This window comes from Pseudomonas sp. DC3200b2, from assembly GCF_049895785.1.
In the GTDB taxonomy this organism is placed as follows: domain Bacteria; phylum Pseudomonadota; class Gammaproteobacteria; order Pseudomonadales; family Pseudomonadaceae; genus Aquipseudomonas; species Aquipseudomonas massiliensis.
The window spans coordinates 200,631-215,434 of record NZ_JAFCTA010000006.1 but is presented as its reverse complement, the minus strand read 5'-3'; the positions used below and the strand labels follow the sequence as shown (position 1 = coordinate 215,434).

Below are 14,804 nucleotides of genomic sequence, written 5' to 3'. Positions count from 1 at the left end.
CCCCGGCGCCTGGCCGCTCCCAATAACAAGAATGAACATGGAGTAGTGTCGATGAAGTCCATCCGTACCCTCTGGCAGCGAGGCCGCTTGCCCTTGGCTGTCAGCCTTGCGTCTACCTTCGCGACGCCCGTCATGGCGGTCAGTTTCAACATCGGTGAAATCGAAGGCCAATTCGACTCGTCGCTGTCCATCGGCGCCAGCTGGTCCACTGCCAGCCCCAACAAGAACCTGATCGGAGTCAACAACGGTGGGCGCGGCCTCTCGCAAACTTCCGATGACGGCCATCTGAACTTCAAGCGTGGCGAAACCTTCTCCAAGATCTTCAAGGGCATCCACGACCTGGAGCTCAAGTACAAGGACACCGGCGTGTTCCTGCGCGGCAAGTACTGGTACGACTTCGAGCTCAAGGACGAGAGCCGTCAGTTCAGGGACATCAGCGATTCCGGCCGTAAGGAAGGCGCGAAATCCTCCGGGGCCGAGCTGCTCGATGCCTTTGTCTACCACAACTACAGCATCGGCGACCTGCCGGGCACGGTACGCCTGGGCAAGCAGGTGGTCAGCTGGGGTGAAAGCACCTTCATCGGCAACTCCATCAACAGCATCAACCCGGTGGACGTTTCCGCGTTCCGCCGACCCGGCGCGGAAATCAAGGAAGGGCTGATTCCGGTCAACATGTTCTATCTGTCGCAGAACCTGACCGACAACCTCTCGGCCGAAGGCTTCTACCAGCTGGAGTGGGACCAGACCGTGGTGGACAACTGCGGCACCTTCTTCTCCCAGGGGGATGTCATCGCCGACGGCTGCAGCGACAACCTGGCGGTATTGCGTACCCGTACCGCTCTGAGCAGTGCCCTGGCGTCCGCGGGGTTGCCCAGCGCGGCGCGCTCGGCGGTGCTCACCAGCCTCGGCAGGCAGGGGGTGAACTTCAGCAATGAAGGGGTCGTGGTGTCTCGCGGGCCGGACCGCGACGCCCGGGACAGTGGCCAGTTTGGCTTGGCCATGCGCTACAACTTCGAGCCGCTGGATACCGAATTCGGCGCCTACTACATGAACTACCATAGCCGGCTGCCCATCTTCAGCGGCCGGGGCGGTTCCGCCAGTGCCTATAGCGCGGCCAACCTGGTGAGCTCACTGGCCAGTTCGGGCATTCCTGCGGCCACTGCGCGCGCGCTGGCATCCACCCTGCTGCCCGTAGTGGTGGCGGGCAACGGCAGTTACTACGTGGAATACCCCGAGGACATCCATCTCTACGGGCTGAGCTTCTCCACCACCCTGCCCACCGGCACGGCCTGGAGCGGCGAGATCAGCTACCGGCCCAATGCGCCGGTACAGATCAACACCACGGACATCCTGTATTCAGGCCTGTCCCCGCTCAATTCCAGCGTGTCGCAACTGCAAGGCTCGCCCGGCGCGGACCAGCCCGGCTACCGGCGCAAGGAAATCACCCAGCTGCAGACCACTTTCACTCACTTTTTCGATCAGGTCATGGGGGCCGACCGCCTTACCCTGGTCGGCGAGGTGGGCTGGACCCACGTGGGCGGCCTGGAAAGCTCATCCAAACTGCGCTACGGGCGAGACCCGAGCTACGGCCCTGGCCCATTGCCCAATGGTCAATGCCAGGCGCTCAACGCCGGCACCCTGGCCGGCGGCCCGCAGAACAACCTGAGCCGGTATTGCGAGAATGACGGTTTCACCACCACCGATTCCTGGGGCTACCGCATGCGTGCCATCTGGGATTTCAACAATGCCATCGCAGGGGTCAACCTCAAGCCAAGCATCGCCTGGTCCCACGACGTCGACGGTTACTCGCCCAGCCCAGGAGGCAACTTTGAAGAAGGGCGCAAGGCGGTGAGCATCGGGCTGGACGCCGATTACCTCAATACCTACACCGCGAGCCTGTACTACACCAACTTCTTCGACGGCAAATACAGCACAGTGGACGACCGCGACTTCGTAGCCATGAGCTTTGGCGTGAACTTCTAAAAAGGGTGACCACAGGATGAACACTATAAAAGCAGTGGCATGGGTGTCGGTGCTGGGCTGGGCATTGGCGGCGGCCAATACCTGGGCAGCGGTATCGGCGGCAGAGGCCGCCAAGCTTGGCGCCAGCCTCACGCCCATGGGCGCCGAAAAAGCGGGTAACGCGGACGGCTCCATTCCGGCCTGGACGCCCATGCCCAAGACGGCCGGCGCGGTGGACGCCAAGGGTTTCCTGGCCGATCCCTACGCCAGTGAAAAGCCCTTGTTCGTGATCGACAGCAAGAACGTGGACAAGTACGCCGGCAAGCTCGCTCCCGGCCAGGTGGCAATGATCAAGCGCTACCCGGATACCTACCGGCTGCCGGTGTACCCTGGTCACCGCGGCGCCACCGTGCCCGATGCAGTGTTCGCTGCCATCAGGGAGAACGCCACCCAGGCCAGGCTGGTAGGGGAGGGCAATGGCCTGGAAAATTTCAAGACGGCCATTCCTTTCCCGATCCCGCAAAGCGGCCTGGAAGTCATCTGGAACCACGTCACGCGCTATCGAGGCGGCGCGGTCAGCCGCACCGTGACCCAGGCCACGCCCCAGCAGAATGGCGACTACAGCCTGGTGTACTTCAACGATTCCTTTGTGTTCCGGGATCGGATGAAGGACTACGACCCCAACAATCCTGGCAACATCCTGTTCTATTTCAAGCAGGCAGTCACTGCCCCGGCGCGCCTGGCAGGTACCGTACTGCTGGTGCACGAGCCCATCGATCAGGTCAAGGAGCCCCGCGAAGCCTGGATCTACAACGCCGGCCAGCGCCGGGTACGCAAGGCGCCGCAGGTAGCCTACGACGGCCCGGGCACCGCGGCGGACGGCATGCGCACCTCGGACAACCTGGACATGTACAACGGCGCGCCGGACCGCTACGACTGGAAGCTGGTCGGCAAGCAGGAGATGTACATCCCCGCCAACAGCTACAAGCTGGACTCCCCCAGCCTCAAGTACGCTGACATCATCAAGCCCGGCCATATCAACCAGGACCTGACCCGCTATGAGCTGCGCCGGGTGTGGCACGTGGTAGCCACGCTCAAGTCCGGGCAGCGCCATATCTACGCCAAGCGCGACATGTATTTCGACGAGGACACCTGGCAGGCCGCGGTCATCGACCACTATGACGGGCGCGGCGCCCTGTGGCGGGTCGCCGAGGCCCACGCGCAGAATTACTACAACTACCAGGTCCCCTGGACCACCCTGGAAACCCTTTATGACCTGCAGAGCGGTCGCTACCTGGCCTTGGGCATGAAGAACGAGGAAAAACGCGCTTACAACTTTGAATACACCGCGAATTCTTCCGAATACAACCCCAATGCCCTGCGCCAGGACGGTATCCGCTAGCCTGTCTCTTGCCTGGCCGCCAGCGCGGCGGTCAGGCAATGTCCTAATGCCATGTTTTAAAGAGACTGTCATCAAAAGGTCATATTCAAGGCTTTAAATCAGCACGGCCAACTCCTGTGGAATGACTCCACCGGAACCAACAGAGGTGTTGCCGTGAAACTGCTGACCAAAAATCGCCTATCGATTTTGCTGGCTTCGCTGTGCCTTTCTGGTGTCGCCCATGCGGCCACCGTCACTGGCGCGGGCTCGAGCTTCGTGTTCCCCGTTCTGTCCAAGTGGAGCGAGGCATACTCCAAGAACAGCGAAAACCGCATCAACTACCAGTCGATCGGTTCCGGTGGCGGCATTGCGCAGATCAAGGCGGCAACCGTTGATTTCGGCGCTTCCGATGCCCCGCTGAGCGCTGAAGACCTCAAGGCCGCCGGCCTGGGCCAGTTCCCCGTGGTCATCGGCGGCATCGTGCCGGTGATCAACGTCGAAGGCGTTGAGCCTGGCCAGCTCAAGCTGGATGGCGAAACCCTGGCCAAGATCTTCCAGGGCACCATCACCAGCTGGAACGACCCGGCCATCGCCGCCCTCAATAGCGGCGTCAAGCTGCCCGACGCCAAGATCACCGTGGTTCACCGTTCGGACGGTTCCGGCACCTCCTTCAACTTCACCAACTACCTGCAGAAAGCCAGCGGCGAATGGAAAGCCGGTGCCGGCAGCACCGTGCAGTGGCCAGTGGGCGTGGGTGGCAAGGGTAACGAAGGTGTCGCCGCGTACGTGAAGCAGATCAAAGGCTCCATTGGCTACGTCGAATACGCCTACGCCAAGACCAACAAGATGGCCTTCACCCAGATGAAGAACGCCGCCGGCAAGTTCGTGTCCCCGGACATGAAAACCTTCCAGGCTGCCGCCGACACCGCCGACTGGGCCAACGCCAAGGACTTCAACCTGCTGATGGTCAACGCCCCGGGCGACAACGCCTGGCCGATCGCCGCCACCACCTGGGTGATCATGTACAAGCAGCCGAAGAACGCCGAGCAGAGCAAAGCCGCCTTCGACTTCTTCAAATGGAGCCTGGACAAAGGGCAGGAACAAGCCGCCGCGCTGGACTATGTCGCCCTGCCGGACAGCTTGGTTAAACGCATCGAAGGCTACTGGCAGTCCGAGTTCGCCAAGTAACCGCAACCCGAAGCCATCCCTCAGTCGGCCTCGCGCTGGCTGGGGGATTTGCCATGAGTGGCCCTACCGATGACCGACAATTCTCAAGTGCTGACCACGATGACCGCCGAGCGCCAGAGTGTAAGTGAAGCCCGCGCGGCCAAGGATCAACGCCACGACCTATGGTTCCGCCGCACCGTGCGCGGCGCGGCCATGCTGGTGTTGATCCTGTTGGCCAGCATCGCCGGTTCGACCCTGTGGGGCGGCAGTGAAGCCTTCCGAACCTTTGGCCTGGATTTCCTGACCAGTACCGACTGGGACGCCGTCGCCGGCAAGTTCGGCGCCGTGGTACCTGTATACGGCACCCTGGTGACCTCTCTTCTCGCGCTGCTGATCGCCGTACCGGTGAGCTTCGGCATCGCGATCTTTCTGACCGAAGTCGCGCCGCCTTGGCTGCGCATGCCGATCGCCTCCGCCATCGAGCTGTTGGCAGGGATCCCTTCGATCATCTACGGCATGTGGGGGCTGTTCGTGTTCGCCCCCTTCATGGCCGAGCACCTGGCACCCTGGATCAATGACCACCTCGGCGCCATTCCCGGCGTGGGCGCGCTCTTCCAGGGCCCGCCGCTGGGTATCGGTACCCTGACCGCGGGCATCGTGCTGGCGATCATGATCATTCCGTTCATTACCTCGGTGATGAATGAAGTGTTCCGCACGGTGCCGGTGGCGCTGAAGGAATCGGCCTATGCCCTGGGTGGCACCACCTGGGAGGTGGTCTGGGACATCGTGTTGCCCTATACCCGCACCGCGGTGGTCGGCGGGGTATTCCTGGGCCTGGGCCGCGCCCTGGGTGAAACCATGGCGGTGACCTTCGTGCTGGGCAACGCCCACCAGCTGTCGGCATCGCTGCTGATGCCAAGCAGTTCCATCGCTTCGGTCATCGCCAACGAATTCAGCGAAGCCTATACGGACCTGCATCGCTCCTCCCTGATCGGCCTGGGCTTCCTGCTGTTCGTCGTCACTTTCATCGTGCTGGCCTGTGCCCGCCTGATGCTGATGCGCCTGTCGCGCAAGGAGGGCCTGTGAGTTCGCCTAACGAAAACCTGTATCGCCTGCGGGCGTTCAAGAACAAACTGGCGCTGGTGCTCAGCTGCGGCGCCACCCTGTTCGGCCTGCTGTGGCTGGTGTGGATTCTCATCACCACCTTCACCAACGGCTTCCAGGCCTTGGGTACCGCGCTGTTCACCGAGATGACCCCGCCGCCGGGCAGTCCAGGCGGCCTGGCGAACGCCTTCTTCGGCAGCGCCCTGATGTCGCTGATCGCGCTGGTGGTGGGCACGCCCATCGGCCTGATGGCCGGTGTATGGCTGGCCGAGTTCGCCCGCCACACCAAACTGGGCATGGCGGTGCGCTTCATCAACGATATCCTGCTGTCGGCGCCGTCCATCGTGCTGGGCCTGTTCATCTACACCGCGTTCATCCTGCCGGTCAGCGCCATGACCGATCATCGGGTAGGCTTCTCCGCCCTGGCCGGTGCCCTGACCCTGGCCTTGCTGGTGATTCCGGTGGTGGTGCGCACCACGGATGAGATGCTTCAGCTGCAACCGACCACCATGCGTGAAGCCGCGCTGGCGTTGGGTGTGCCCCAGTGGAAGCTGACCCTGCAGATCGTGTTGCGCGCCGCCCGCGCGGGTGTCATCACCGGTGTGCTGCTGGCCCTGGCGCGTATCACGGGTGAAACCGCGCCCCTGCTGTTCACCGCGTTCGGCAACCAGTTCTGGAGCGCCGACGTGCTCAAGCCCATGGCCAGCGTTCCTGTGGTGATCTTCCAGTACGCCATGAGCCCCTTCGAGGACTGGCACGCGCTGGCCTGGGCCGGTGCCCTGGTGCTCACCATGTTCGTACTGATGCTCAGCCTGCTTTCCCGCCTCATTCTTTTGCGCGATAGGTCCCACTAATGAATACCCTCGCCCCGAAACGAACCAAGATCCAGGTGCGCGACCTCGAGTTCTTCTATGGTGCCCATCGGTCGCTGAAGTCGATCAACATGGACATTCCGGAAAAGCACGTGACGGCCATCATCGGCCCGTCCGGCTGCGGCAAGTCCACGCTGCTGCGGGTGTTCAACCGTATTTATTCGATGTACCCCAAGCAGGAAGCCAAGGGCGAAGTATTGCTCAACGGCGAGAACATCCTGGCCCCTGGCTACTCCATGAACCGCCTGCGCAGCCATGTGGGCATGGTGTTCCAGAAGCCGGTGCCGTTCCCCATGTCGATCTTCGACAACATCGCCTACGCTGTGCGCCACCATGAGCGGCTCAACCGCCGCGAGATGGAAGAGCGCGTCGAGCAGGCCTTGCGTGGCGCGGCCCTGTGGGATGAAGTCAAGGACAAGCTCAAGCAGAGCGCGCAGAGCCTGTCTGGCGGTCAGCAGCAGCGGTTGTGCATCGCCCGCACCATCGCCTTGCGCCCCCAGGTACTGTTGCTGGACGAACCCACCTCCGCCCTGGACCCGATCTCCACCGGCCGGATCGAGCAGCTCATCACTGAGCTCAAGGAACAGTTCACGGTCATCATCGTGACCCACAACATGCAGCAGGCTGCGCGCTGCTCGGACTACACCGCCTTCATGTTCATGGGGGAGCTGATCGAGCACGGGGATACCGACACCATCTTCACCAAGCCCAACAAGACCCAGACCGAAGACTACATCACGGGCCGGTTCGGTTGATCGGGCTGCCCGCCGTAGCAGCACCCCTTGGCGGCGACGGGGCGTGGTGACGATGCTGGGCCCAGTCGCGCGCAAGCGCGGCTGCTACGGCGAGATAACGGCAAGGACGGTATCTACGCCCGGAGTTACAGGTGGCTTACGTCCAGCCGGGTGTAGGTCACCTTCCCGCCTTCGGTCACCGGGCCGGTGTTATCCAGGGTGTAGACCCCTGCCTTGAAGTAGAAGGCATATCCATACCAGGAAGGCGCCAGGGAGATCTGCGGGCCGGTGTTGTTGATCAACACGGTCAGCCTGCCTTGCTTGTTCATCTGGATGGCATAAGCGAACGCCTTGTTCAAGGGGACGTTGGGTACCGTGTAGGCCACCGGGCTTTTCTCATCGGCCGGGTTGACGCGATATTCCAGGTCGATGTTTCCGGTACCGTTGGCGTAGCGGTACACCACCTTGAGCAGTGGCGCGGCGGCATTCTTGGCATGGATCTGCGCCACCACTACCCGGCCGTTGGACGGCACCTGGTTTACTGACAAAGTCCCCTTGAGCGTATTCAGGCCGCTGTTGTACAGCCAGTTTCGGGCCTTGCCGTCGGCCAGGGTTTCACGCAGTTCAGAACGCGGGTACTCGCTGCTGCCAGACGCAGAGCCGGTAACCGGCGCCCAGAAAACGATCTTGTCGCCGGTATTGGTGAAATAGGAGGTCTGCAGCGTCGGCATGGCCGCGGTCGCGACGGTGAGCGTCGGCGCTGGGACGGGAAGGGTCAGGTTCCAGGTAGTCAGGTCGATCATGTTAGTGTCTCGGCGGGGCTGAGCCTCGCCTGGAGGCGGACAGCCGTATGCAATAGCGGAATATCGCCGTCCATGGCGCTACTACGTGGGTTAACGGCGATCCGCAGGCATCCTTGATGGCATTCTGACAAGCGGTGCGGTGGCGCAGCATCTGGGGCCGTGGTCGCAGCCCGGTCGAGAAACCGGTTGAGAAAGCCGGTGAAACAATTGTCACTGGAAGAAGGGCATGGGCGCGGGTTCAAATCGCCAAGCGCAGCCTTGCCCGGTTGCACGCCTCGTACATGTCTACCCAGGAGTTTTTCATGCTTACGCCAAGCCGCCTGATGATCACTGCCACCGTCGTCGCCCTGTTGTCCGGCTGCGCCGGACAGAACCCCTATGCCAACCAGGATCAGGGGCAAGCTGGCCAGGGTGTGAGCAACACCGCCAAGTACGGTGGCCTCGGTGCCCTGGCCGGTGCGGTGGCCGGCGCCGCCATCGATCACAACAACCGGGGCAAGGGTGCGTTGATCGGTGCCGCGGTAGTGGGCGCCGCTTCGGCGGGTTACGGCTACTATGCTGACAGGCAGGAAAAAGCCCTGCGTGAAAGCATGGCCAATACCGGGGTGCAAGTGCAGCGCCAGGGAGACCAGATCAAGCTCATCATGCCGGGCAATATCACCTTCGCCACGGACTCATCCGCCATCGCCCCCAGCTTCTATGCGCCCTTGAACAACCTGGCCACGTCGTTCAAGCAGTTCAATGAGAACACCATCGAGATCGTTGGCTACACCGACAGCACCGGTAGCCGCCAGCACAACATGGACCTGTCCCTGCAGCGGGCCCAGGCCGTGAGTACCTACCTCAGCTCCCAGGGCGTGGATGCGTCGCGGCTGTCGGTGCGCGGCGCCGGGCCGGACCAGCCTATCGCCAGCAATGCCGACGCCAATGGCCGCGCCCAGAACCGCCGTGTCGAAGTCAACCTCAAGCCGATCCCGGGCCAGCAATACCAGCAGCCCGCCCAATGACGGCGGCGGGTATCGGGGTCAGCGCCTCAGGCGGCTGGCCTGGATGGCCGTAAGCGCGATGGTATAGACGATGTCGTCCACCTGGGCGCCTCGGGGCAGATCGTTGACCGGCTTGCGCAGCCCTTGCAGCATCGGCCCCAGGCTGACGCAGCCCGCGCTGCGCTGTACGGCCTTGTGAGTGGTGTTGCCGCTGTTGAGGTCCGGGAACACGAATACCGTGGCCCGGCCGGCTATCTCGCTGCGGGGAGCCCATTGCCTGGCTACCGTCTCGTTGGCGGCGGCGTCGTACTGTAGCGGGCCGTCGATCAACAGCCCCGGTTGCGCCTCCCGGGCCAGGCGAGTGGCCTGGCGAACCTTCTCCACGTCTTCGCCCGTGGTCGTCTGCCCGCTGGAGTAGCTGAGCATCGCCACGCGTGGCGCAATTCCCAGGGCCTGGGCGGAGTCGGCGCTCTGCAGGGCGATCTCGGCCAACTCTGTCGCGTCGGGATGCGGGTTCATCACGCAGTCTCCGTACATCACCACCTGGTCGGGGAACAGCATGAAATACACCGAAGACACCAGGTTCCAACCTGGTGCGGTCTTGATCAGCTGCAAGGCCGGGCGAATGGTGTTGGCGGTGGGGTGAACCAGCCCGGACACCAGGCCATCCACCTCATCCAGTGCCAGCATCATGGTGCCGACCACCACCGGATCTTCCAGCTGTTGTTCAGCCATGGGCGCGTTCAAGTTCTTGCTATTGCGCAGCCGCACCATGGGTTCCACATAGCGGGCACGAATGGCATCCGGGTCGAGTATTTCAAGCCCAGGGGGAAGATCCAGACCCTGGGCGCGCGCCACCGCCTCCACGTCGGCGGGCTTGGCCAACAGCACGCAGCGAGCGATGCCCCGCGCCTGGCAGATGGCGGCGGCCTGTACGGTCAGCGGCTCGCTGCCTTCGGGCAGCACGATGCGTTTGCCGGAGGCTTGGGCCTGCTGGATCAGTTGATAACGGAACACCGCCGGGGACAGCCGCAACTCTCGAGGTGAGCCGCAACGCTGATGCAACCAGTCCGCGTCCAGGTGGCTGGCGACGAAGTCGGTCACGTGCTCGGCGCGCTCGCGGTCGTCCACGGGTATCTCGTTGTTGAGCTGGTTGAGTCGGGTAGCGGTGTCGTAGGAACCGGTGCTCACCGACAGCACGGGCAGCCCGGCCTGGAGCGCGCCACGGCAGAGGTCCAGTACACGCGGATCGGGCCGGGTGTCGCTGGTCAGCAGGACGCCGGCCAGGGGAACGCCGTTGAGCGAAGCCAGGGCCGCGGCCAGGAGGATGTCGTCGCGATCCCCGGGGGTGACCACCAGCACGCCGGGCTTGAGCAATTCCAGGGTGTTGAGCACTGTACGGGCGCAAATGATGATCCGGGACATTCGTCGCTGTTCGTAATCGCCGGCATTGAGTACCTGCGCGCCCAGCAGTTCGGCGACGTCTCTGGTACGTGGCGCGTTGAGCTCAGGCTGGTAAGGAATGCAGCCCAGCAGGCGGAAGTCACCTCCGCGCAACAGGGGTGAGTGCTCGCGCAGGCGCAGCGCGAACTGTTCGATACTTTCTTCGGTACGCACCTTGTTCAGGATCACGCCGATCAGCTTGGGGTCACTGGCGCCGCCGAACAGTCGTGCCTGCAGGTCCACCCGCCCGGACAGCTCGGCCAGCGCCTCGCTCTCCGGCGCCGACACCAGGATGACATCGGCGTCCATGCTCTTGGCCATGTGCTGGTTGACGCGCGCGGCATAGCTGGCCTGGCGCGTCGGCACCATGCCTTCGACCACCAGCACGTCCTTGCCGATACCGGCCTGCTGGTGGCGGGTGATGATTTCCTCGAGCAGTTCGTCCAGCTGGCCGTCTCCCAGCATGCGCTCTACCTGGCCCAGGGGAAGCGGGGCGGGCGGCTTGAGGCCGTGGGTACGCGCCACCAGCTCCGTGGAGCGTTCGGGCCCGGTATCGCCGGGGTGCGGTTGGGCGACCGGCTTGAAAAAGCCTACCTTCAGCCCGGCCCTTTCCAGCGTGCGGATCAGCCCGAGGCTGATGGAGGTCAGGCCTACGCCGAAATCAGTGGGCGCGATGAAAAAGGTTTGCATGGGTTCTCTCGGTCAGCATGGCGAGCCATGGTGCTACACAGTACATGCCCGGGTCAGCGAGGGTCAGGAGGAACCAAGGTTAACGCCAAAACCGCGTTGCGCGCACCAGCCGCAGGTGAAAGGCTGGCCGATGCGCCGCGCCCGTGCCTGGGGATCCAGCACCCAGGGGCGCGACTGCCAGGGCGGCGCGTGACGCAGGTGCTGGGTGTGCCCGCAGCACAGGCGCACGAACCAGTCCCCATGCCCGTCCTGGTCAAAGCCGGTTACGCATCGGCTGTCGCCAGAGCCACGCTCACATTCGCAATCGGCCCCATGCTTGTTTACACTGAGGTCTTCCAATCTCTTGTGCAAAGGTCTTACCCCATGCTCATTGCCGCCAACAAGGCTGTGTCCATCGACTATACCCTCACCAACGATGCTGGTGAGGTCATCGACAGCTCGGCCGGCGGCGCCCCGCTGGTATACCTGCACGGCGCCGGCAACATCATCCCTGGCCTGGAAAAGGCCCTGGAAGGCAAGCAGCCCCAGGACGAAGTCGATGTCACCATCGAACCGGAAGACGCCTATGGCGAATATTCCGCCGAAATGGTCAGCACCCTGAACCGCAGCATGTTCGAAGGCGTGGACGAACTGGAAGTCGGCATGCAGTTCCATGCCTCGGCGCCCGATGGCCAGATGCAAATCGTCACCATCCGTGACCTGGACGGCGATGACGTGACCGTGGACGGCAACCATCCCCTGGCCGGCCAGCGCCTGACCTTCAAGGTCAAGGTTGTCAACGTCCGTGATGCCAGCGAAGAAGAAATCGCCCATGGCCACGTCCATGGCGAAGGTGGCCACCACCACTGACAGGTCTTCCCTTCGGTTGACCTGTGCGTGTTTGCCGCGCAAGGAGGCTGCATGAGCGAGTTCCACGATCTTCGACTGTCCGCCCTCGACGGAAGCGAGCTTCCGTTGAACCGTTTCGCGGGGCAGGTGGTGCTGGCGGTCAACGTAGCATCCCAGTGCGGCCTTACACCGCAGTACGAAGGCCTCGAAGCGCTGCAACAGCGTTTCGGGCCTGAAGGTTTCAGCGTGCTGGGGTTGCCCTGCAACCAGTTCGCCGGGCAGGAGCCCGGCACAGCCGTGGACATCCAGGGCTTTTGCAGCGCCCGCTACGGAGTGACCTTCCCCTTGGCCGCCAAGGCCGATGTGAACGGGGCGCAGCGTCAGCCGCTGTACCGTCTGTTGGCCGGGGAAGGCGCGACCTTTCCTGGCGACATCACCTGGAATTTCGAGAAATTCCTCATCGGCAAAGACGGCCGAGTACTTGCCCGCTTTTCGCCGCGTACCTTGCCGCAGGCCCTGGAAGTCATCTCCGCCATCGAGGCGGCGCTCGCTGAAGGCCAGGGCTAGGTTCGCGCAACGCCTGGCCTCGAATCATTTTGTGCGCGGCCTGGTGATCACCTTGGTCAATAATGCTGGGCCCTCCACTTCCGTGGCTTTAAACTTTGGCGCTGAACTCCTCAGAGGCGGCGCCGATGTCTGTGCATAACCTGTTCGACCCCTTCGTGTATGGTCCCTTGACGCTGGCTTCCCGCGTGGTGATGGCGCCCATGACCCGCTCCTTCTCTCCCGGCGGCGTGCCTACCGAGCAGGTGGTGGAATATTACCGTCGCCGTGCCGCGGGCGGGGTGGGGCTGATCATTACCGAGGGCACCACCGTCGATCACCCGGCCGCCAATGGCTACCCGAACGTACCACGGTTCCACGGTGAGGACGCCTTGGCCGGCTGGCGTCGCGTGGTAGAGGCGGTACATGCCGAGGGCGGCAAGATCGCCCCCCAGCTTTGGCATGTGGGCAATGTGCGCCGCCTCGGTACAGAACCCGATGGTACCGTTCCCGGCTATGGGCCGGTGGAGAAGCATAAAGGCGACCAAGTTGTGGTCCATGGCATGACCGAGGGCGATATCCTGGATGTCATCCGGGCCTTTGCCGAGGCTGCCGCGGCCGCCAAGGCCATTGGCATGGATGCGGTGGAAATCCACGGCGCCCATGGTTACCTGATCGACCAGTTCTTCTGGGCAGACAGCAACACCCGCACGGATCGTTATGGTGGCTCGCCCGAAGGGCGTTCGCGCTTCGCTATCGAACTGGTGCAAGCGGTCAGGGCGGCGGTGGGGCCGGACTTTCCCATCATTTTCCGCTTCTCTCAATGGAAGCAGCAGGACTACAACGCTCGCCTTGCCACCACGCCTGAGGCGCTGGCAGCCTTCCTTCAGCCCTTGGTCGAGGCCGGTGTGGATATCTTCCATTGCTCCACGCGGCGGTTCTGGGAGCCGGAATTCCCGCAAATATCGGGCGACGGCGCGGATCTGAACCTGGCGGGCTGGACGCGTCGCCTCACCGGCAAGCCAGTGATTACGGTAGGGAGCGTGGGGCTGGACGGGGAGTTCCTGAAGTTCATGGGCAAGACAGACGAAGTGGCGCAGCCCGCTCGCCTGGATGATCTGCTGTCTCGCCTGGAGAGCGGAGAATTCGACCTGGTGGCCGTAGGCCGAGCCTTGCTGGTGGACCCTGACTGGGCTTTGAAAGTGAAAGAGGGCAGGGAGCAAGAGATTCGTCCGTTCAGCCGGGAAGCGTTGGGCCACCTGAGCTGAAACGCAGGGCTGGCCTTTTGCGGGCCCTATCGCCGAGGACACCCCGATGGCGTTACCGATGCCCGTTATCGGCAGCGCCATTGAGAGCGGCATGACGAGCGCGTCGGCGTAGGCTAAGGCACGGTAGCCGGCAGGCCTTCGCTTTCCCGTACCCAGAACAAGGTAGCGCCGGCCACCGCCGCGGGCATCATCAGGATATTGAGCAAGGGCACCAGCAGGGCCAGGTACACGATGCCGCCGAAGCTCAGGCTCGCCCAGCGCTTGCGCCGCAGCCATTCGAGCATGGCCTGCCAGCTCATCTTGTGGTTGTCCGCCGGGTAGTCGATGTACTGGATTGCCATCATCCAGACGCCAAACAACAGCCACAGCGGCGCGGCCAGTATGTTGATACCCGGAATCAGCGAAACCACCAGCAAGGCTGCGGCGCGGGGCAGGTAGTAGGCGAGCTTGCGCATTTCCCGGCCCAGAGTACGAGGCATCATGGCTAGCAGTTCGCCCCAGTGGAAGGGGGGAAAGTCGTCTCGACCGCGTACTACCACCTCTACCTTTTCAGCGAGGAAACCGTTGAAGGGCGCGGCGATGATATTGGCGACCATGGTGAAGGTGAAGAACACCATCAGCACCACCAGCACGATGAACAGCGGCCAGAGCAGGTAGTTCAGGAAGCCCAGCCAATCGGGCAGGGTAGGCATGAGCTGGCGCACCCAGGCGCCGAATTCATGGCCGGCGAAGTAGATCAGGCCGAGGAACAGGATCAGGTTGATCGAAAGCGGCAGCAGCACGAACAACCGTAGGCCCGGGCTGAGGACCAGCTTGAGGCCCTCACGCAGGTAACCAGGGCCAGACAGTACAGACGGTGGCATGGGAAAAACGCTCTCAGCACAAGGACGAAGCCGCACGGTACCGGCTTTGCGTCTGCTAGAAAAGCGCTCAGGGCTCCTTGAAACAAAGTGTCACTTAGTGAGCACCGCTATTACCCGGGCCTCCATATAGGGCCGCCCTATGGCAAGAATTGCCAAAGGG

13 protein-coding genes and 1 pseudogene are annotated in these 14,804 nt (G+C 63.1%); 10 read left to right on the top strand and 4 right to left on the bottom strand.

Going from position 1 to position 14,804, the window contains the following annotated elements; translation table 11 throughout:
* The first annotated feature begins 51 nt into the window (after positions 1-51).
* The 6 genes from ACP691_RS18245 (at position 52) to pstB (ending at position 7,241) form a co-directional block, all read left to right on the top strand.
* Positions 52-1,983, top strand: a complete 1,932-nt coding sequence (locus ACP691_RS18245) for a DUF1302 domain-containing protein (RefSeq protein ID WP_426152150.1) — start codon at positions 52-54, stop codon at positions 1,981-1,983.
* Between the two features lie 16 nt (positions 1,984-1,999).
* Complete coding sequence (locus ACP691_RS18240; RefSeq protein WP_426152148.1) at positions 2,000-3,364, top strand: DUF1329 domain-containing protein; 1,365 nt, start codon at positions 2,000-2,002, stop codon at positions 3,362-3,364.
* A 153-nt stretch (positions 3,365-3,517) separates the two neighbouring features.
* On the top strand, positions 3,518-4,531 hold the full coding sequence (gene pstS, locus ACP691_RS18235; RefSeq protein WP_426152146.1) for a phosphate ABC transporter substrate-binding protein PstS: 1,014 nt from the start codon (positions 3,518-3,520) through the stop codon (positions 4,529-4,531).
* 69 nt (positions 4,532-4,600) lie between these two features.
* On the top strand, positions 4,601-5,596 hold the full coding sequence (gene pstC, locus ACP691_RS18230) for a phosphate ABC transporter permease subunit PstC (protein ID WP_052469230.1): 996 nt from the start codon (positions 4,601-4,603) through the stop codon (positions 5,594-5,596).
* Positions 5,593-6,468 carry a phosphate ABC transporter permease PstA gene (gene pstA, locus ACP691_RS18225; RefSeq protein WP_040261308.1) on the top strand — a complete coding sequence of 292 codons (876 nt, stop codon included), beginning with the start codon at positions 5,593-5,595 and terminating at the stop codon, positions 6,466-6,468. The genes pstC and pstA overlap by 4 nt, the downstream gene beginning before the upstream one ends.
* Positions 6,468-7,241 carry a phosphate ABC transporter ATP-binding protein PstB gene (gene pstB / locus ACP691_RS18220; RefSeq protein WP_040261307.1) on the top strand — a complete coding sequence of 258 codons (774 nt, stop codon included), beginning with the start codon at positions 6,468-6,470 and terminating at the stop codon, positions 7,239-7,241. Before pstA ends, pstB begins: the two co-directional genes overlap by 1 nt.
* A gap of 125 nt (positions 7,242-7,366) precedes the next feature.
* Here pstB and ACP691_RS18215 read toward each other — a convergent pair whose 3' ends face one another.
* Complete coding sequence (locus ACP691_RS18215; protein WP_426152143.1) at positions 7,367-8,023, bottom strand: polysaccharide lyase family 7 protein; 657 nt, start codon at positions 8,021-8,023, stop codon at positions 7,367-7,369.
* Between the two features lie 302 nt (positions 8,024-8,325).
* Between ACP691_RS18215 and ACP691_RS18210 the strand changes: the two genes are divergently transcribed.
* Positions 8,326-9,030 (top strand): OmpA family protein, encoded by a 705-nt coding sequence (locus tag ACP691_RS18210; RefSeq protein ID WP_426152141.1) that lies wholly within the window; start codon positions 8,326-8,328, stop codon positions 9,028-9,030.
* Between the two features lie 18 nt (positions 9,031-9,048).
* Here the strand turns inward: ACP691_RS18210 and pta are convergent, their stop codons facing one another.
* Positions 9,049-11,142: a phosphate acetyltransferase gene (gene pta / locus ACP691_RS18205; protein ID WP_426152139.1), complete on the bottom strand. Its 2,094-nt coding sequence runs from the start codon at positions 11,140-11,142 to the stop codon at positions 9,049-9,051.
* Between the two features lie 63 nt (positions 11,143-11,205).
* Positions 11,206-11,537, bottom strand: a pseudogene (locus tag ACP691_RS18200) (DUF3565 domain-containing protein).
* On the opposite strand from ACP691_RS18200, the gene ACP691_RS18195 reads away from it, so the two are divergent.
* The 3 genes from ACP691_RS18195 to ACP691_RS18185 all read left to right on the top strand — a co-directional run bounded on the left by ACP691_RS18195 (position 11,506) and on the right by ACP691_RS18185 (position 13,781).
* Entirely contained in the window at positions 11,506-11,991 is a 486-nt protein-coding gene (locus ACP691_RS18195) for an FKBP-type peptidyl-prolyl cis-trans isomerase (protein WP_040261301.1), read from the top strand. The pseudogene ACP691_RS18200 and the gene ACP691_RS18195 sit on opposite strands and share 32 nt — an antisense overlap.
* A 51-nt stretch (positions 11,992-12,042) precedes the next feature.
* Positions 12,043-12,537: a glutathione peroxidase gene (locus ACP691_RS18190; protein ID WP_426152136.1), complete on the top strand. Its 495-nt coding sequence runs from the start codon at positions 12,043-12,045 to the stop codon at positions 12,535-12,537.
* Positions 12,538-12,662: 125 nt separating this feature from the next.
* Complete coding sequence (locus ACP691_RS18185) at positions 12,663-13,781, top strand: NADH:flavin oxidoreductase (RefSeq protein ID WP_426152134.1); 1,119 nt, start codon at positions 12,663-12,665, stop codon at positions 13,779-13,781.
* Positions 13,782-13,894: 113 nt separating this feature from the next.
* Here ACP691_RS18185 and cysZ read toward each other — a convergent pair whose 3' ends face one another.
* Positions 13,895-14,644: a sulfate transporter CysZ gene (cysZ, locus tag ACP691_RS18180; RefSeq protein ID WP_426152132.1), complete on the bottom strand. Its 750-nt coding sequence runs from the start codon at positions 14,642-14,644 to the stop codon at positions 13,895-13,897.
* Positions 14,645-14,804 lie beyond the last annotated feature (160 nt).

Coding starts and splice junctions, on each gene's coding strand:
- pta (WP_426152139.1), bottom strand. CDS start 11,142: ATGCAAACCTTTTTCATCGCGCCCACTGATTTCGGCGTAGGCCTGACC.
- pstC (WP_052469230.1), top strand. CDS start 4,601: ATGACCGACAATTCTCAAGTGCTGACCACGATGACCGCCGAGCGCCAG.
- ACP691_RS18195 (WP_040261301.1), top strand. CDS start 11,506: ATGCTCATTGCCGCCAACAAGGCTGTGTCCATCGACTATACCCTCACC.
- ACP691_RS18185 (WP_426152134.1), top strand. CDS start 12,663: ATGTCTGTGCATAACCTGTTCGACCCCTTCGTGTATGGTCCCTTGACG.
- ACP691_RS18210 (WP_426152141.1), top strand. CDS start 8,326: ATGCTTACGCCAAGCCGCCTGATGATCACTGCCACCGTCGTCGCCCTG.
- ACP691_RS18240 (WP_426152148.1), top strand. CDS start 2,000: ATGAACACTATAAAAGCAGTGGCATGGGTGTCGGTGCTGGGCTGGGCA.
- ACP691_RS18215 (WP_426152143.1), bottom strand. CDS start 8,023: ATGATCGACCTGACTACCTGGAACCTGACCCTTCCCGTCCCAGCGCCG.
- cysZ (WP_426152132.1), bottom strand. CDS start 14,644: ATGCCACCGTCTGTACTGTCTGGCCCTGGTTACCTGCGTGAGGGCCTC.
- pstB (WP_040261307.1), top strand. CDS start 6,468: ATGAATACCCTCGCCCCGAAACGAACCAAGATCCAGGTGCGCGACCTC.
- ACP691_RS18190 (WP_426152136.1), top strand. CDS start 12,043: ATGAGCGAGTTCCACGATCTTCGACTGTCCGCCCTCGACGGAAGCGAG.
- ACP691_RS18245 (WP_426152150.1), top strand. CDS start 52: ATGAAGTCCATCCGTACCCTCTGGCAGCGAGGCCGCTTGCCCTTGGCT.